Source organism: Amycolatopsis sp. NPDC021455 (assembly GCF_040640995.1).
In the GTDB taxonomy this organism is placed as follows: Bacteria; Actinomycetota; Actinomycetes; order Mycobacteriales; family Pseudonocardiaceae; genus Amycolatopsis.
Genome location: NZ_JBFACT010000002.1, coordinates 301,458 through 318,986, shown reverse-complemented (window position 1 = coordinate 318,986; position 17,529 = coordinate 301,458). Strand labels below are relative to the sequence as shown.

Here is a 17,529-nt window from a genome sequence, read left to right as displayed (position 1 = left end):
GTGTCCCACGCCCCCACCGCCGGCGCCCGGGCCGCCCTCGCCGGGTGTACCCCAGGTCACGGAGCCCCGGCGCTGGAGGCGGGTTCACCCGGAGGGATGATCCACGGTGAAACCGGAGGTCCGACGAGAAGAGGTGAGCCGTGTCCTTCCGGCACTGCGTCCTGGCCGTCGCGGTCGCCCTGAGCGCCGCCGCCTGCACGTCACCCGCGGAACCGGCGCAGCCGGCGAAGCCCGCGGGCCCGCAGATCGTCGTCGGGACCATGCGCGTGACCCTGCCGGCGGGCGCGACCTACACGCAGCACAGCCAGGACGGCCTGCTGGACGGCTGCGTCGCCGAAGGAACCGCCGTCTGCGAAGCGCGGCTCCTGGACCTGCGGACTTCGAACCCCGACGCGCCCATCAACCCGCCGAGCACCAAGCGGCCCTTCGGCTGGTACACCGGCACCGACGCGCCGACGTGCATCACCCCCGCTTCGCCGCCGGGGCAGGCCGCGGTCGCCACCGGCAGCACCCTGCTGGAGTCCGGGTTCGCGCCGATCGGGCCCAAGAAGGCCGAGTACAGCCGCTGGAAGGTCACCTGCGAGAACAGCGCGCAGAACAACCAGGTCCGGATGTGGTGGCTGCCGACGAGCAAGATCCTCGTCCTCGAGTACGGGTCCTTCCCCGGCTTGGACGCCAAGCTGGACACACTGCTCGCCGGCGCCACCTTCGGCTAGGCCACCACGTCGAGCGCGGCCCGGATGATCGCGTCGGTGTCGATGCCGTGGTAGCGGTAGACGTCCTCCAGCGAGCCCGACTGGCCGAAGCGCGTGACGCCCAGCGCGACCGACGGAACCCGGTTGATCCCCGCCAGGAACGCGAGCGTGTGCGGGTGGCCGTCGAGCACCGTGACCAGCGGCCGGGCCCGTGCCGCCGGGAAGACCTGGTCGAGGATCCACGAGCCGGCGCTCCCCCGGCCCGCCCGGGCCTGGACCGCCTCGAACAGCAGGCCCGGGCTGGTCACGCACACGACGTCGGCCTCGACGCCGACCTGGGCCAGGCGCTCGGCCGCGGCCAGGGTGTCCGGCACCAGCGCGCCCATCGCCGCCAGCGTGACGGCCGGTTCGGCCGCGCGCCGCAGCAGGTACGCGCCCGCCACGACCTGGCGGCGACGGCGTTCGCGCGCGGCTGGGTCCGCGGGCACCGCGGCGAGGGTCTGGTCGACCGGGCGGGTCGAGAGCCGGAAGTACGACGACGTCCCGCCCGGCTTGCCGAGCCGGCCGAGCGCGGCCAGCAGCGTCCACTCGGTGTCGATCGCGAACGCCGGCTCGTAGCTGACGCAGCCGGGCTGCTCGATGCCGATCGACGGCGTGGTGATCGACTGGTGCGCGCCGCCTTCCGGGGCGAGCGTGACGCCGGACGGCGTGCCGATCAGGATCGACTGGCCGCCCGCGTAGATGCCGAACGACCACGGCTCCAGCGCGCGCTCGACGAACGGGTCGTACATCACGCCGATCGGCAGCAGCGGCTCGCCCCACCGGCTCCAGGTGGCGCCGAGCTCGCCCAGCAGGCCGACCAGGTTCGTCTCGGCGATGCCCAGCTCGACGTGCTGGCCGGTGGGCTTCTCCCGCCAGTGCATGATCGTCTCGGGGTCGTCCTCGAACCAGTCACGGCGCTCGGTGGCCGACCAGACGCCGACCTTGTTCACCCAGCCACCGAGGTTGGTCGTCGAACTGACGTCGGGGCTGACCGTCACAACCCGCTTCGCCGCTTCGGGCGCTTCGCGCGTCAGGTCGAGCAGGACGCGTCCCAACGCCGCTTGCGTTGTCGCGGTTCCTGACGGCGTACGCCCGATGTCGACGGGCAGTTCCAGCGAAGGTGCCGAAGGAATGTCGGGACGGCGAAGGCGCGAAGCAACTTCGGCGCACAACGCGGCTTCGGGCGACCCATCAGCGAAGCGCTGCCACGGCGAAGCGAGCTCCGTGCCCGAAGAGGCAGCCAGCTCTTCCATCTGCGCCACGGTCAGCAGGGAAGAGTGGTTCTGCGGATGCCCCTGCGTCGGCAGACCGCGGCCCTTGACGGTGTAGCAGAAGATCACCGTCGGCCGGTCGTCCGAAATGGACGCGAAGACCTCGTCGAGCGAACCGAGGTCGTGGCCGCCGAGGTTGCGGATCGCGGCCAGCAGCGTCTCGTCGTCCAGCGACGCGACCAGCCCGGCGAGCGCGGCGTCGCCCGCGGGCAGCCGGTCGCGTACCTGGGCGGCGTCGCAGCGCAGGAGCCGCTGGTACTCGGGGTTCGGCATCGCGTCGATGCGGGCGCGCAGTTCGGCGCCGCCGGGCCGGGTGAACAGCTCTTCCAGCAGCCGCCCGTACTTCAGCGTCAGCACCTGCCAGCCCGCGGCGGCGAACATGCCCTGCAGCCGCCCGGCCGCGATGTTCGGGACGACGCGGTCGAGGGACTGGCGGTTGAGGTCGACGATCCAGACGATCTCGCCGAGGTCCGCGACGGCCGGGTCGAGGATGGCTTCCCAGATCGCGCCTTCGTCCAGCTCGGCGTCGCCGACCAGCGAGTACTGGCGGCCGGTCCCCGCCGCCGAGCCCCGGGTCGTCAGGTAGCGGCGGGCCAGCGCACCCCAGATCGGGGCGGTCGCGCCGATGCCGACCGACCCGGTCGAGTAGTCCACCGGGTCGGGGTCCTTGGCGCGGCTCGGGTAGCTCTGCAGGCCGCCGAACTCGCGCAGCGTCGGCAGGTAGGCCTCGTCCAGCTCGCCGAGCAGGTAGTTGATCGCGTGGAGCACCGGCGACGCGTGCGGCTTGACCGAGACGCGGTCCTCGGGCCGCAGGTGCCGGAACCACAGCGACGTCATGATCGAGACCAGCGACGCGCACGACGCCTGGTGCCCGCCGACCTTGAGCCCGGACGGGTTCGGCCGGACCCGGTTGGCCTGGTGCACGATCGCCGTGGCGAGCCACAGGACCCGCTGCTCGATGGCGGTGAGCGCCGGGGCCGTCACGGGGGCATGGGTCATCGTCGACACCTTTCGTGCAGGAAGCGCCCTCCAGGACAGCACTGGTGCACGCATCGCACAACCGATGCCGCCGAAAGTGCGCAGAATGCCCACCGGAACCGGACGGCTCAGGTCTCCGGGTGCGCAGAATGCACGCGCTCCAGCAGGGGCGCCAGGCGGTACGGGACGAGCTCCCGCATGACGAGCGAGATGTTCGTCCGCTCCACGCCGGGCGAGGCGAGGATGCGCCCGGCGATCCGGTAGAGGTCGTCGGCGTCGACGGCGACCACCTGCACCATCAGGTCGCTCGCCCCGGTCAGCCCGCACACCTCGGTCACCTCGGGGATCGCCGCCAGGGCCGTGCCGATGTCGGCGAGGCGGCGCTGGTCGACCTGGGCGTTCACGAACGCCCTCAGCGGATAGCCCAGCCGCGCGGGGTCGATGCGGCGTTCGAACGACCTGAGCACGCCGCGCTGCTCCAGCCGTACGAGCCGGGCCTGCACGGTGTTGCGGGACAGGCCGAGCCGCTCGGCCAGCGCGACCGCCGTCGAGCGCGGGTCCTCCGCCAGCGCCTGGAGCAGGCGCGCGTCGATCTCGTCGATGGTTTCCGGCACGCGCCGATCTTCCCAGGTGACCGGCGTCACCGGAGACCGGTTGCCATCCGACTGTTTCCGATATATCGTGAACGTGTCGCAACAGTTCGGGAAAGGACAACGACATGCGTAGGCAACGACACCCCTTCGCCCACGAACGTGGGCGCGCACCCTTCGGGCCCTTCGGTGGTTTCGGCGAGTTCCCCCCGGGCTTCGGCCCCGGTGGACGCGGTCGCGGCCACGGCCCGCACCGGCGGGGTCACGGCGGACGGCGCAGCCGCCGCGGTGACGTCCGCGCCGCGATCCTGGCGCTGCTCGCCGAGCAGCCCCGGCACGGCTACGAGATCATCCGCGAAATCGGCGAGCGCTCCGGCGGCTTCTGGCGGCCCAGCCCCGGCTCGGTCTACCCGACGCTGCAGCTGCTGGCCGACGAAGGCCTGGTGATCAGCAAGGACGAGCACGGCAAGAAGCTGTTCGAGCTGACCGACGCCGGCCGCACCGCCGCGGAGCAGCAGGACAGCACGCCGCCGTGGGAGCAGATCGCCCAGGACGTCGATCCGGTCGAGGTCGGGCTCGCGAAGGCGGGCAAGAACCTGGCCGCCGCCGTCGTGCAGATCATGCGCGCGGGCACCGAGAGCCAGCAGGCCCGCGCGGCCGAGGTGCTCAACGACGCCCGGCGCTCGCTCTACGGCATCCTCGGCGAGGACGAAGACGAGTCCTCCACGCCCGAAGAAGCAGCCGAGTGACCTGGCAGGACGAGGCCGGTGGGCTTGACCCGCGCGTGGACGCGGTAGCCCACCGGCAACGTCAGGTCGGTCTCGCGATTCCCGTTACGCTGCAAGGACTCCGCGATCGCCTGTTCGGCGACCGGCTTGCTGAACTCGATCTTCAGCACCGCTTCGAGGTCCGCGGCGGTCGCGAAACGCCACTCGGTGGCGACGCGGCGGCAGCCGAACCCGGCGCGGGCGAAGAACCGTTCCACGGCCGCCGGGTCGTAGTGCGGTAGGTCGGCGCGCATCCAGCGGCCGTAGGGCTCACTGGTCACGTCGAGGTCGACGATCAGGATCGCGCCGCCCGGCCGCAGCACCCGCTCGGCCTCCGCCAGCCCCGGCTCGCACCCGGGCCCGAAGAAGTACGCCGTCCGCGCGTGCACTATGTCGACGCTCGCACTGCGGACCGGCAGCCGCTGGGCCCGCCCGTGCCGGATGTCCACGTTCGACAGGTCTTCCACGCGCTGCAGCGCACTACGCACCAGGGGCTGGTGCGGCTCCACCCCGAGCACCGAACGCGCGTCACGGGCGAAGAGGGACAGGTGGAACCCGTCGCCGCAGCCGACGTCCAGGACGTCCCGGCCGGCCCAGTCGTACTCCTCCCGCAGGACCCGCCAGATCTCGCCGCCGCTGTCCTGCGCGCGGTTCTCCAGTTCGTAGTCGGCCTGGTAGTACCAGATGTTCGGACTCGGCACGACCTCCGTGCGCCGCGACCACCGCACCCGCTGCTCCTTCCGGGGCCTCATTGCCGGGAGTGATCTTCCGGCGGCGAAATCTTGGCGGAAAACTCACTGACTACGCCTAGAATTCGGTGGGTCTCGGGAGGAGCACCACATGGCAGTCGGCCCGTCCAGTACCCCGTCCCCGGTCCCGGCCGGAATCCCGTGCTGGATCGAGCTGGCCTGCCGGGAGCAGGCCGTGGCGGAGAGATTCTACGGTGCCCTCTTCGGCTGGGAATACACCACTCAGCGGGACCCGGCGACGTCCGACGGGCGCTACGCCATCGCGACCCTCAACAACCTCCCGGTCGGCGGGCTCTACCGCGCCGCGCAGGGCGCCCCGCTGGGCTGGATGCCGCACATTTCGGTGCCGCACACCGCGAGCGCGGCCGAGTGGGTGGAGCACCTCGGCGGGCGGATCACCCTCGGGCCGGTGCCGCTGCCGGACCGCGGCACGATCCTGCACGCCTTCGACGCGTGCGGCGCGCCGGTCGTGTTCTGGGAGGTGCCGCCGAACTGGGAGTTCGTCACCGGGATCCCCAACACGTTCAGCGGCGCGGACCTCAACACCCACGACGGCGTCGCGGCGGATCACTTCTACACCAAGCTCTTCACGTACGCGAGCCACCAGATCGGCGACGGCGAGGCCCTCGACTACGTCGAATGGCTCATCGAGCACGAGCCGGTGCTGTACCGGTACGTGATGGGGTCGGAGTACAGCCTCGACACCCCGCCGCACTGGCTCGTGTACTTCGACATCGACCCGGCCCGCGGCGTCGACGCGGTCGCGGGGGAATCGCTCATGCACGGCGGCACGGTGGTGATCCAGCCCTACGACACGCCGTTCGGCCGGATGTCGATCCTCGCCGACCCCGAGGGCGCGGTCTTCGCGGTGATCGACCACTCGCGCGTCGCCGAAGGCTGGGGCCGCGCCGAAGTCGACGACCCCTACGACGACTAGACCGGCACGAACGCCGACAGCAGGAGCCAGGACACGACGGCCGACGGCAGCAGCGAGTCGAGGCGGTCCATGATCCCGCCGTGCCCGGGCAGCAGCGTGCCCATGTCCTTGACGCCGAGGTCGCGCTTGATCAGCGACTCGACGAGGTCGCCCAGGGTCGCGGTCAGCACGATGGCGACGCCGAAAATGACGCCCTGCCAGACGTGGCCGTCGAGCATCAGGCTCAGGGTGAGTGCGCCGGCCACGACGCCGCCGATCAGCGAACCCGCGAAGCCTTCCCAGGTCTTCTTCGGGCTGATGGTCGGCGCCATCGGGTGCTTGCCGCCGAGCACACCGGCGATGTAGCCACCGGTGTCCGAGGCGACGACGCCGATCAGGAAGGTCAGGACGCGCCCGACGCCGTCCTCCGGCGGCACGAGCATCGCCGCGAAGGCGGCGAAAAGCGGCAGATACGCGGCGGCGAAGGTGGACGCGCTGATGTCGCGCAGGTATCCCTTCGCACCGCCTGGCAGCCGCCACAGCAGGCAGGCGAGCACGGTGAGGACGAACGCGGTGAGCGCGCCCGCCCGGCCGAACGGCCAGGCGAGCCAGATCATCGCCTGCCCGCCGACGAGCACCGGGATCATCGCGACCCGGATGTCGGCGACCCGGCGCAGCACCCCGGCGAACTCGAAGGTGCCGACCGCGATCGCGACCGCGATGATCCCGATGAAGAGGTAGCGAACGGTGAGCAGGGAAACGATGATCGCGGCGCCGAGCAGCAGCGCGACGCCGATCGCCGCGGGTAGGTTCCGGCCGGCCTTGGAGGCCTTCTTGACGACCTCCGGGGGCGCCGGCGTGTCCGACGCGCCCGATTCGGCGCCGGCGGTTCCAGCGGCCGGCAACCGGCTCGCTTCACCGGTGCCCGAGGTCTCCGGCGCCGGTTCCGCGGCGGTTTCGGCCGCCGCGGCTTGGGCCGAGGTCGCCGAGGTTTCCGCCGCGGCGGTTCCCGCGGCCGACAACCGGCTCGCTTCACCGATGCCCGAGGTCTCCGGCGCGACCGGCGTCTCCGCTGCCCGGCCGGTTTCCGAGGTCGCCGAAGCCCCGCCCGGCGATGCCGGCGCCGGGTCGGCCCCGGCGGTTCCCGGGAAATCCGGCGTGGCCGGGATGCCGGTGTCACCCGGCTCCGGCGTCCCGGGCGTGGCCGCCGGGTGTTCTCCGGTGGCGTCCACCCGGTCCTCGCGTTCCTCGCTCACCTGTGCCATCAGACCTCGAGCAGCTCGGCTTCCTTGTGCTTGACCAGCTCGTCGACCTTGTGCACGTAGGTGTCGGTCAGGTTCTGCAGTTCCTTCTCCGCGCGCGCGACGTCGTCCTCACCGGCCTCGCCGTCCTTGGCGATGCGGTCGAGCTCGTCCTTGGCCTTGCGGCGGACGCTGCGGATCGAGACGCGGGCGTCCTCGCCCTTGCCCTTGGCGACCTTCACCATCTCCTTGCGCCGCTCCTCGGTGAGCTGCGGGATGACGATGCGGATGACCTGGCCGTCGTTGCTCGGGTTGACGCCGAGGTCCGACTCCCGGATCGCCTTCTCGATCGCGCCGAGCTGCGACTGGTCGTAGGGCTTGATGAGCGCCATGCGGGCTTCCGGCACGTTCACGCTGGCCAGCTGGTTCAGCGGGGTCGGCGAGCCGTAGTACTCGACGACGATCCGCGAGAACATCGCCGACGAAGCCCGGCCGGTGCGAACCGACTGCAGCTCGTCCTTGGCGACGGACACCGCTTTTTCCATCTTCTCCTCGGCATCGAGGAGGGTCTCGTCGATCACGGTCACTCCCGTAGTTGTGATGGGTGGCGCTTGCTGATCCCAGCAGGTCTAGGCCGGCACCCCGGCGGTCGGGGTGCTGACCAACGTGCCGATTCTTTCACCACTCACCGCGCGGGCGATGTTCCCCTCGGTGAGCAGGTTGAACACGATGATCGGCATGTTGTTGTCCATGCAGAGGCTGAACGCCGTCGCGTCGGCGACCTTGAGGTCCCGCTCCAGCACCTCGCGGTGGGTGATCTCGCGGAACATCTCGGCGGTGGGGTCGGCCTTCGGGTCCGCGGTGTAGACGCCGTCGACGGCCTTCGCCATCAGCACGGCTTCGCAGCCCAGCTCGAGCGCCCGCTGCGCGGCCGCGGTGTCGGTGGAGAAGTACGGCATGCCGACCCCGGCGCCGAAGATCACGACCCGGCCCTTCTCCAGGTGCCGCTCGGCGCGGCGCGGGATGTAGGGCTCAGCGACCTGGCCCATCGTGATGGCGGTCTGCACGCGGGTGGGCAGGCCCTCCTTCTCGAGGAAGTCCTGCAGCGCCAGGCAGTTCATCACGGTGCCCAGCATCGCCATGTAGTCGGCGCGGTCGCGGTCCATGCCGCGCTGCGACAGCTCCGCGCCACGGAAGTAGTTGCCGCCGCCGATCACGACCGCGACCTGGACGCCGGTGCGGGCGACGTCGGCGATCTGCTGCGCGACCGAGTGGACGACATCCGGATCGACGCCGATAGAACCACCGCCGAACATCTCGCCGCCCAGTTTCAGCAGCACCCGCCGGTAGCCACCTTCGACCCGGTCACCCATCTATGTCGCCTCCTAGGCCCCTCGACCGCTTCAACTTCTCTAGACCTGACAGTGCCCCGTCCCCGATGGACGGAGACGGGGCACTGGTGAAACCTACGCCCGGACCTGGCCTCAGGCCTGGCCGACCTCGAAGCGCGCGAACTTGGTCAGCGTCACGCCGGCCTCGTCGAGCAGGGCCTTGACGGTCTTCTTGTTGTCCTTGACCGACGGCTGCTCGAGCAGGACGTTGTCCTTGAAGTAGGCGTTGACCTTGCCCTCGATGATCTTCGGCATGGCCTGCTCCGGCTTGCCTTCCTCGCGAGCGGTCTGCTCGGCGATGCGGCGCTCGTTCTCGACGATCTCGGCCGGCACCTCGTCGCGGGTCAGGTACTTCGCGCGCAGCGCGGCGACCTGCATGGCGGCACCGCGGGCGGCCTCGGCGTCGTCACCGGTGAACTCGACGAGCACGCCGACGGCCGGCGGCAGGTCGGAGCCACGGCGGTGCAGGTAGGTCGCGGTCTGGCCCTCGAAGGCCACGACGCGGCGCAGCTCGAGCTTCTCGCCGATCCGGGCGGACAGCTCCTGGACGACCTCGTTGACGGTCTTGCCGTCGAGCTCGGCACCCTTGAGCGCCTCGACGTCGGAGGTCTTCAGGGTCTTCGCGACCTCGACGATCTTCGCGGCGAGCGCCTGGAAGTCGGCGTTCTTCGCGACGAAGTCGGTCTCGGAGTCGAGCTCGATGAGGACGCCGCCGTCGCCGGCGACCAGGCCCTCGGCGGTGGCGCGCTCGGCGCGCTTGCCGACGTCCTTGGCACCCTTGATGCGCAGGAACTCGACGGCCTTGTCGAAGTCGCCGCCGTTCTCCTCGAGGGCCTTCTTGCAGTCCATCATGCCGGCGCCGGTCATCTCGCGCAGGCGCTTCACGTCAGCGGCGGTGTAGTTCGCCATTCTGGTAAATCCGTCCTTTGCAGGAAATCTGTGGGTTGCTACGCCCGTGCGGCCGGCCCCGGGGGCGCGGCCGCACGGACGGTGGAGCGTCAGGAGGAGGCGGTCGCCTGCTCGGTGGCGGCCTCGGCCTCGTTCGCGTCGGCGGCGGCGGTCTCGGAACCGGCGAGCAGCTCCTTCTCCCACTCGGCCAGCGGCTCGTCGGAGGCGACGCCCGGCTCCGGCTTCGCGTCGGCCGAGGAGCCGTTGCGGCTGGAGCGCGCCATCAGACCGGCGGCCGCGGCCTCGGCGACGACCTTGGTCAGCAGCGCGGCCGAGCGGATCGCGTCGTCGTTGCCCGGGATCGGGTAGTCGACCTCGTCCGGGTCGCAGTTGGTGTCCAGGATCGCGACGACCGGGATGTTCAGCTTGCGAGCCTCGCCGACGGCGATGTGCTCCTTCTTGGTGTCGACGATCCACACCGCGCTCGGCACCTTGGCCATGTCGCGGATACCGCCGAGGGTCTTCTCCAGCTTTTCCTTCTCGCGGGTCAGCGTCAGGATCTCGCGCTTGGTGAGGCCGGTGAAGCCACCGGTCTGCTCCTGGGCCTCGAGCTCCTTGAGGCGGAGGAGGCGCTTGTGCACGGTCTGGAAGTTGGTCAGCATGCCGCCGAGCCAGCGCTGGTTGACGTAGGGCATGCCCACGCGCGCGGCCTCGTTGGCGATGGCTTCCTGCGCCTGCTTCTTGGTGCCGACGAACATGATGGTGCCGCCGTGCGCGACGGTCTCCTTGATGAACTCGTACGCACGGTCGATGTAGGTCAGCGTCTGCTGCAGGTCGATGATGTAGATGCCGTTGCGCTCGGTGAAGATGTAGCGCTTCATCTTCGGGTTCCACCGGCGGGTCTGGTGCCCGAAGTGCACGCCGCTGTCGAGCAGCTGCTTCATGGTGACGACGGCCATTGCCGGAATCACACCTCTTCTGTGTAGTGCGCGCCTCGCTTCAGCGGACGCGCTGCTCGGTTTTGTCGCTCGCGACCGGGTGGCCGCTCGCCCTGGTGCCCGTGGCGGCGTCCGGACCCGGAGGTTGTGAGGAACCCCAGGGACCGCCGGACACCGTGCGACCACCCGGCCGGTGACGCTCGAAAACCGGGGGACGCGCACGTGCACGCGAAGTCAGCCCGCTCACGCGGACCGCGCAAAAGATTCTACCCCTTGCCACCAGCCCCGCCCCCACCGGCGGCCGAGTTGTCCACACCGGCCCCGGATCGGCCCGAGTTGTCCACAGATTCGCGAACGGCGCCCCACGGCGGCCGGCGGTGACGCAGGGTGGAGACATGGAGTCGATCAGTTGTCGCCGGCGCCGGGTGCCGGGGTGGTTCGTGAGCGTGGTTGCCCTGGTCACGGGGGTATTCGGGAGTGTAGGAGGTGGGGTTGTGGCCGCTCGGAGCGCGGTGGTGCCCGTGGTTTGGACGGACGGGTCCGGGCCGCCACAGTCCTTACGGCAGCCATGGACGGGTGGGTTGGCGCCGCCGGCTGGAGGCTTCCGGTCGGCCGAGCTGGGGGTAGGCGGAGCGGTGCTGCCGACGGCAGGCTTCCGACCGGCCGAGCTGTGGGCAGGTGGGGCGGCGCTACCGGTGACGAGCTCCCCGCCGGCCGTGCCATGGCCGGGCGGGCTGGCACCACCGACGGAAGACTTCCGGTCGGCCGGGCCGTGGGTAGGCGGAGCGGCGCTGCCGACGGCAGGCTCCCAGCCGACCGAGCTGTGGGCAGCCAGGACGGCACCGCCGACAGCAGGCTCCCAGCCGGCCGAGCCATGGGCGGATGAGCCGGTGTCGGCCCTCGGGCTCTCGCCGACACCGGCGCCTCTCTCCGCTCCTGGACCGGCCGTGCATTGGGCCACCGCGCTCATGGCGGCCCCGGCGTGGCCTCCCTCGGCCACGGCCGGCCCCTGGGACGGCCGAGCTGCTCCGCAACCGCGGCTTTCCTGGCCCTTGTCACCCGTTCCGGTGGTTATCAAGTACTTCGACGCCCCCGAAACGCCTTTCGGCGCGGGACATCGCGGGGTCGACCTGGCCGCCGTCCCCGGGCAGGAGGTGCTGGCCGCCGATGTGGGCGTCGTCGTGTTCGCCGGGCTGGTGGGCGGGCGGCCCGTCGTCTCCGTCGACCACGATGGCGGGCTGCGCACCACCTACGAGCCCGTCGCGCCGAAGGTCGGCGTGGGCGAGCAGGTCTACCGGGGCCAGGTGCTCGGCACCGTCCTCCCCGGGCATCCCGGCTGCCTGGTGGCGGCCTGCCTGCACTGGGGCGTGCGGCGGGGCGAGGAGTACGTCGATCCCCTGGCCCTGACCGGCGAGGTGGGCGATTACCGGCTCAAGCCGTGGGGAGGTGGTCCGTGATCAGCTGCCGGTCTGCTCGACCAGCTTGGCGCGCAGCCGCATGACCGCACGTGTGTGCAGCTGGCTGACCCGCGACTCGGTGACGCCGAGGACCTTGCCGATCTCGGCGAGGGTCAGGCTCTCGAAGTAGTAGAGGCTGACCACGATCTTGTCCCGCTCGGTGAGCTGCGCGATGGCCTGCGCGAGCTGGCGGCGGTTGTCCTGGTCGACGAGCACCGCGACCGGGTCGACGGCGTCGTCGTCGGGCAGCGTGTCGACCAGGGAGCCGCTGTCCTTGCCCGCGGCCACCAGGTCCTCCAGCGCGACGACGCTGGTGAGCTGCAGCTGGCCGTAGAAGTCGCGGAGCTCGTCGAGGCCGATTCCGAGTTCGGCGGCGAGCTCGGCGTCGGTCGGGGTGCGGTGCAGGCGGGCGCCGAGGCGTTCCATCGCGCGCTCGGCTTCCTTGGCCTTGCTGCGGACGGCGCGCGGGACCCAGTCCTGGGAACGGAGGTCGTCGAGGATCGCGCCGCGGATGCGCTGCATCGCGTATGTCTCGAAGCGCAGGCCGCGCTCGGGGTCGAACTTCTCGATGGCGTCGACGAGCCCGAAGATGCCGGACTGCACGAGATCACCCACGTCGATGTGGGTGGGCAAGCCGGTGCCGACCCGGCCCGCGACGTACTTGACCAGCGGGGCGTAATGCAGCACGAGCCGATCGCGCGACGCCTGGTCGGGGCTGTCGGCGAACTGCTGCCACAGCGCCGCGATCCCGGCGTCGACGTCGTAGCCGGCGCGGGTTTCCGCGGGCGCGGCGGCCTCACCGTGAGTGGTCACCCCGGCGGCATCGGTCACGTGCGGTCCTGCGGTCATTGCACAGTCGTTCTCGGCATGCGGCTCAGTGTCGTCTCCGTGCTCGTGCGGATGCGCGTGCGCCGCCGGGCCCGCTGGTGACGACCCCGGCGAGCCTCCCCGGACCGCCTCAGGCCCTGGGATGCGCTCGGTCATGGATCGCTTTCAACCGGTCGACGGTCACATGAGTGTAGAGCTGCGTCGTGGCAAGCGTAGCGTGACCAAGCAGTTCCTGAACGCTCCTGAGATCGGCACCCCCTTCCAGCAGATGCGTCGCGGCCGAATGGCGTAGGCCGTGCGGCCCCATGTCCGCCGCTCCGGGTACCGCCGTGACGGCGTCGTGCACCACGCGCCGCACCGTCCGCGGGTCGACGCGTTTGCCCCGCGCACCGAGGAAAAGCGCGGGTTCGGCGCTGTCACCTCCGGATTCCGCGACGATCTTCGGCCGTCCCTCGTCGATCCAGACCGTCAGCGCTTCCGCCGCCGGAACGCCGAACGGCACCACACGCTCCTTGCCGCCCTTGCCGAGCACCGTCACGACACGCCGGGAGAAGTCGGCGCCGCCGACGTCCAGTCCGCACAACTCGGACACGCGGATCCCGGTCGCGTAGAGCAGCTCGACCATCGCGCGATCACGCAGGGCGACCGGATCCCGTTGCGCCGCCCCGGCCGCCGACGCCCGCATGACCTCTTCCGCCTGCCCGGCGCGCAGCACTCCGGGCAGGGTGCGGTGCGCCCGCGGAGCGGCGAGCCGGCCGCCCGGGTCGGCGGCCAGCAGGCCGGTGCGGTGCGCCCAGGCGGTGAACGTCCGGGCCGAGGCCGCCCGGCGCGCGAGCGTCGTGCGGCTCGCCCCGCCGGACTGCTGCGCGGCGAGCCACGCCCGCAGCCGCGCGAGGTCCAGTTCCGCGAGCCCGCCTCCGCCGTCCGCGACGAAGCCGAGCAACGAGACCGCATCACCGACGTATGCCCGGACGGTGTGCGCGGACAAGCCGCGTTCGAGCCCGAGGTGCCGCTCGTAGCCGGTGACGGCGGCCCGCAGGGGTTCGGGCAGCGCGGCCCGGAGCGCGCGCAGGTCGGGTCGGCGAGGCCGGCCGGAGCGTGGTGGCGGCATGCCTGTCACGCTGCGCGAACTACGGCCGCCGGTCAAGGATCGCCACGCGGACCCACCGGACCGGCCGAACACCTTCGGCGTTTTCGCCCGGAATCCGTGGCCTTCACGCGCTTTCCCTGCGCCGTCGCCAGCCCGCTTCCCCGCGGACGGCGAATCCGTCGATCTCCAGGGCCGGCAACAGCGCCCGCACCCGCCGCAGCGGGATACCGGATTCGGCCGCGATCTCGGCGTCGGACCGGTCCGCGCGCACAGCGAGTGCTTCGTAGGTCCGCAACGCCTCCGGGCCCAGCCGGTCGGTCGGCCGCTTCGGCCGGGACGCGGTGTCTTCGGCGGCGCCGAAGCGGCCGACGGTTTCGAGGACTTCGTCGACCGTCGAGACCAGTGTCGCCCGGGCGTCGCGGATCAGCTCGTGACACCCGGCCGACATCGCCGACGAGACCGGCCCCGGCAGCGCCATCACGACCTTGCCGACGGCACCGGCGGTGCTCGCGGTGTTGCGGGCGCCGCTGCGGCGTCCGGCCTCGACCACCAGGGTGCCCTCCGTGAGGGCGGCGATGAGCCGGTTCCGGACGAGGAAGCGGTGCCGTGCCGGCGGGGTGCCGGGCGGGTATTCGCTGACGACCGCACCGCCGGAGCGGACGATCCGGTTCAGCAGGCCGACGTGCCCCGCCGGATAACCGGCGTCGATCGCGCAGCCCAGCACGGCGACGGTCACGCCGTCGGCGGCGAGCGCGCCTCGGTGCGCCGCGCCGTCGATGCCGTAGGCGGCGCCGGAGAACACCGGCACACCCCGGGAAGCCAGCCCGTACGCGAACTCGGCGGCGTGGTGTTCGCCGTACTCGGTCGCCGCGCGGGCCCCGACCACGGCCACGGCCCGGTCGGCGGCATCGCCGAGCGCCGCTTCGCCGGCGACCCACAAAGCCAGCGGAGGCACGGCCTCGGCCACCCCTCGCCGGGCGGCGAGGTCCAGAGCGAGCAACGGCCAGGCCGGCCACTCGTCGTCTTCGGGGACGACGAGCCGCGCATCCGCCGCGGCGGCCCGGGCGAAGTCCTGGGCGACGAGGTCGTACCCCCGCCGGGCTTCGGTCGCCTTGAGCACCTCGGGCGGGCAATCGCCGCGACGCACCCGCCCGGCCGCCTCGACCGGCCCGTGTTCGGCCACGAAGGCGACGAGCGAGGGCGCCGGTGGCTCGGCCACGCGCAGCAGGTAGGCGCGGGCCTGCCGCAGCTCGTCGGCGCTCATGCCGCCGCTCCGAAACGACCGCCACACATGCCGCCACCCGCTCGCGGAAGGCCAGGGCCGAGCCGACCTGCTCGGCGCTTGGTCGGGCAGGCCACGAGGCCTGCCGACGTACTGCAATGTGCGTGCACGCCTCTTCCGGCATTCCCGGGACGGACCGGTTCCGCGCTCCAGAGCAGCGCCAGGGACCAGGGTTTACCTTGCCCGTCCAGATCGGCCGAGGTCCAGGCGGCGAGCGAGGGCGCCGGTGGCTCGACCGCGCGCAGCACGTAAGCACTGGGCCGCCGCAGCTCGTCGGCGCTCATGCCGCCCCTCCGAAACGACCGCCACACATGCCGCCACGCCGTTCCTGATCGCCACTCATGCCGCCAGGCCATTCCCGATCGCCACTCATGCCGCTCCCCCGTTCCCGATCGCCGCTCATGCCGCCACCCGCTCGCGGAAGGCCAGGGCCGAGCCGACCTGCTCGGCTCCCGGGCGGGCCTCGCCGTCCAAGTCGGCCAGGGTCCAGGCGATGCGCAGGCAGCGATCGGCGCCGCGGCCGCTCAGCGCGCCGCGGTCCATCGCGCGGTCCAGCAGGACTGTCGCGTCGGCGGGCAGGGCGAACTCTCGTCGCAGTGCCGGTCCGGGAACGTCCGAGTTGGACAGCCACCCGTGTTCTCGCCACCGCTGCCTGGCGCGTTCGCGGGCGATGAGCACTCGCTGGCGCACGGTTTCCGAGGACTCCGCTGTTCCGTCGTCGTGGGCGCTCATCGCGCTCAGCGGCCGCAGCCGGACGCGCAGGTCGACCCGGTCGAGCAACGGTCCGGAGAGCCTGCCGAGGTAGCGGCGGCGGGCGATCGGCGAGCACACGCAGTCGGCCTCTTTCGGCGGCGCGCAGGCGCACGGGTTGGTGGCCAGCACGAGCTGGAACCGCGCCGGGTAGGTGATCGAGCCCTTGACCCGGGCGATGCGGACCTCGCCCTCTTCGAGCACGGTTCGCAGTGACTCGAGGCACTGGGTGCCGTACTCGCAGACCTCGTCGAGGAAGAGCACCCCGCGGTGGGCCCGGCTGATCGCCCCGGGTGAGGCGATTCCGCTGCCGCCGCCGATCAGCGCCGCTATGGAGATCGAATAGTGCGGGGCGACGAACGGCGGCACGGTGACCAAGGGCGAGGCCTTGGACAACGAGCCGTCGACCGAGTGCACCGCCGTCACTTCCAGCGACTCCTCGGGCGACAAGGGCGGCAGCAGGCCGGGCAAGCGCCTCGCCAGCATGGTTTTCCCGACCCCGGGCGGGCCCGTGAGCAACAGGTGGTGCCCGCCCGCCGCGGCCACCTCCAGAGCCCAGCGCGCCTCCGGCTGGCCGACGACGTCCGCCAGGTCCGGTACTTCCGGCGGCGGCGCCGGCGCGGGCGGGTCCGGACGCATCAGCTCGGTTTCGCCCGTCAGCCACGCCACCAGGTCACGCAGATGGGGCGCACCCGCCACTTCGATGCCGTCCACCAGTGCCGCTTCGACAAGGGACTCCGCGGGCACGACGGCTCGCCCGTAGCCGGCGGCACGAGCCGCCAGCAGGCCCGGGAGAACGCCGCGGACCGGCCGGATCCGGCCGTCCAAGGCGAGCTCGCCGAGCAACACCGTGCCGAGCAGCCGCGTCGCCGGGACAGCACCCGATGCCGCCAGGACGGCCGCCGCGATCCCGAGGTCGTAGGCCGACCCCATCTTCGGCAGGTTCGCCGGGGACAGGCCGAGTGTCACCTTGCCGTCGGGCCAAGGCTGCCCGGAGTTCCGGACAGCCGAACGGACGCGGTCCTTCGCCTCGCGCAAACCCGCGTCGGGCAGGCCGACGAGGGTGACGCGGCTCAACCCGCCGCCGAGGTCCGCCTCGATTTCGATGACCCGGCCGTCGACGCCGAGGAGAGCGGCCGACCATGCCTTCGCGATGGGCATCAGAACGCCGCCTCGAAGTGCCGCAGGCGCGGGCTGTGGCCGGGCTCGGCGAGGATCGCGACGACGTCGTAGCGGACGGGACACCAGCCGAGGCGGAACTCCCGCAGCCACCGTTGGGCCGCCCGCCGTACTCGCCCGGCCTTCTCTTCGGTGACCGTCTCGGACGGCAGCCCGAACTCCGTTCCGGACCGCGTCTTGACCTCGCAGAAAATGACGCGCGCGCGGTCGGTGAGGACCAGGTCGAGCTCACCCTCACGGCACCGCCAGTTACGGCTGAGCAGGACCAGACCCCGGTCCTGCAGATACCGGGCGGCCAAATCCTCGCCCCAGGTCCCGAAGTCACGGCGGTGTGTCGCGAGCTGTTCGGTGCCCATCATGGTTCGCCCCCTTACCGGCAATCACACGATCACCGGTTACCGAGGCGGTCCCCGGCGATCACGGTGCGTATGTGATCAACGGTGCCAGCGGACGACGCGAGCAGACCAGACCGAAATC

The 17,529-nt window shown here is 71.7% G+C and carries 17 protein-coding genes; 4 read left to right on the top strand and 13 right to left on the bottom strand.

Translation table 11 applies throughout. From position 1 onward, the window contains the following. Positions 1-140: 140 nt before the first annotated feature. Positions 141-716: a hypothetical protein gene (locus tag AB0G28_RS04520; RefSeq protein ID WP_361082878.1), complete on the top strand. Its 576-nt coding sequence runs from the start codon at positions 141-143 to the stop codon at positions 714-716. On the opposite strand, the gene AB0G28_RS04515 is transcribed toward AB0G28_RS04520, so the two are convergent. Next, entirely contained in the window at positions 713-3,007 is a 2,295-nt protein-coding gene (locus tag AB0G28_RS04515) for a pyruvate dehydrogenase (protein WP_361082877.1), read from the bottom strand. The genes AB0G28_RS04520 and AB0G28_RS04515 overlap by 4 nt on opposite strands. 107 nt (positions 3,008-3,114) lie before the next feature. Further along, positions 3,115-3,600: an Lrp/AsnC family transcriptional regulator gene (locus AB0G28_RS04510; protein ID WP_361082876.1), complete on the bottom strand. Its 486-nt coding sequence runs from the start codon at positions 3,598-3,600 to the stop codon at positions 3,115-3,117. A 104-nt stretch (positions 3,601-3,704) separates the two neighbouring features. Between AB0G28_RS04510 and AB0G28_RS04505 the strand changes: the two genes are divergently transcribed. Then, positions 3,705-4,325, top strand: a complete 621-nt coding sequence (locus AB0G28_RS04505) for a PadR family transcriptional regulator (protein WP_361082875.1) — start codon at positions 3,705-3,707, stop codon at positions 4,323-4,325. On the opposite strand, the gene AB0G28_RS04500 is transcribed toward AB0G28_RS04505, so the two are convergent. Continuing rightward, positions 4,265-5,071 carry a class I SAM-dependent methyltransferase gene (locus AB0G28_RS04500; RefSeq protein WP_361082873.1) on the bottom strand — a complete coding sequence of 269 codons (807 nt, stop codon included), beginning with the start codon at positions 5,069-5,071 and terminating at the stop codon, positions 4,265-4,267. The two genes, AB0G28_RS04505 and AB0G28_RS04500, sit on opposite strands and share 61 nt — an antisense overlap. Positions 5,072-5,183: 112 nt before the next feature. Between AB0G28_RS04500 and AB0G28_RS04495 the strand changes: the two genes are divergently transcribed. Then, the gene (locus tag AB0G28_RS04495) at positions 5,184-6,029 is read left to right on the top strand and encodes a VOC family protein (RefSeq protein ID WP_361082872.1); all 846 of its coding nucleotides are present in this window, start codon (positions 5,184-5,186) and stop codon (positions 6,027-6,029) included. Here the strand turns inward: AB0G28_RS04495 and AB0G28_RS04490 are convergent. The 5 genes from AB0G28_RS04490 to rpsB all read right to left on the bottom strand — a co-directional run bounded on the left by AB0G28_RS04490 (position 6,026) and on the right by rpsB (position 10,487). Further along, complete coding sequence (locus AB0G28_RS04490) at positions 6,026-7,030, bottom strand: phosphatidate cytidylyltransferase (protein ID WP_361083149.1); 1,005 nt, start codon at positions 7,028-7,030, stop codon at positions 6,026-6,028. The genes AB0G28_RS04495 and AB0G28_RS04490 overlap by 4 nt on opposite strands. A 242-nt stretch (positions 7,031-7,272) precedes the next feature. After that, complete coding sequence (gene frr, locus AB0G28_RS04485; protein ID WP_003065592.1) at positions 7,273-7,830, bottom strand: ribosome recycling factor; 558 nt, start codon at positions 7,828-7,830, stop codon at positions 7,273-7,275. Positions 7,831-7,878: 48 nt separating this feature from the next. Next, on the bottom strand, positions 7,879-8,622 hold the full coding sequence (gene pyrH, locus AB0G28_RS04480; protein ID WP_013223864.1) for a UMP kinase: 744 nt from the start codon (positions 8,620-8,622) through the stop codon (positions 7,879-7,881). 111 nt (positions 8,623-8,733) lie between these two features. Continuing rightward, positions 8,734-9,549 (bottom strand): translation elongation factor Ts, encoded by an 816-nt coding sequence (gene tsf / locus AB0G28_RS04475; protein WP_361082871.1) that lies wholly within the window; start codon positions 9,547-9,549, stop codon positions 8,734-8,736. 89 nt (positions 9,550-9,638) lie between these two features. Further along, complete coding sequence (gene rpsB, locus AB0G28_RS04470; protein ID WP_361082870.1) at positions 9,639-10,487, bottom strand: 30S ribosomal protein S2; 849 nt, start codon at positions 10,485-10,487, stop codon at positions 9,639-9,641. A gap of 947 nt (positions 10,488-11,434) precedes the next feature. Here rpsB and AB0G28_RS04465 point away from each other — a divergent pair. Next, positions 11,435-11,923, top strand: a complete 489-nt coding sequence (locus AB0G28_RS04465; RefSeq protein WP_361083147.1) for a M23 family metallopeptidase — start codon at positions 11,435-11,437, stop codon at positions 11,921-11,923. Here AB0G28_RS04465 and AB0G28_RS04460 read toward each other — a convergent pair whose 3' ends face one another. The 5 genes from AB0G28_RS04460 to AB0G28_RS04440 all read right to left on the bottom strand — a co-directional run bounded on the left by AB0G28_RS04460 (position 11,924) and on the right by AB0G28_RS04440 (position 17,411). Then, positions 11,924-12,772, bottom strand: coding sequence for a FliA/WhiG family RNA polymerase sigma factor (locus AB0G28_RS04460; protein ID WP_361082869.1), 849 nt, complete (start codon positions 12,770-12,772; stop codon positions 11,924-11,926). Positions 12,773-12,881: 109 nt separating this feature from the next. Beyond that, positions 12,882-13,862, bottom strand: a complete 981-nt coding sequence (locus AB0G28_RS04455; RefSeq protein ID WP_361082867.1) for a tyrosine recombinase XerC — start codon at positions 13,860-13,862, stop codon at positions 12,882-12,884. Between the two features lie 103 nt (positions 13,863-13,965). Further along, on the bottom strand, positions 13,966-15,105 hold the full coding sequence (dprA, locus tag AB0G28_RS04450) for a DNA-processing protein DprA (protein ID WP_361082866.1): 1,140 nt from the start codon (positions 15,103-15,105) through the stop codon (positions 13,966-13,968). A gap of 417 nt (positions 15,106-15,522) precedes the next feature. Beyond that, positions 15,523-17,034 (bottom strand): YifB family Mg chelatase-like AAA ATPase, encoded by a 1,512-nt coding sequence (locus tag AB0G28_RS04445; protein ID WP_361082864.1) that lies wholly within the window; start codon positions 17,032-17,034, stop codon positions 15,523-15,525. Then, entirely contained in the window at positions 17,034-17,411 is a 378-nt protein-coding gene (locus AB0G28_RS04440) for a YraN family protein (RefSeq protein WP_361082863.1), read from the bottom strand. Before AB0G28_RS04440 ends, AB0G28_RS04445 begins: the two co-directional genes overlap by 1 nt. Positions 17,412-17,529 lie beyond the last annotated feature (118 nt).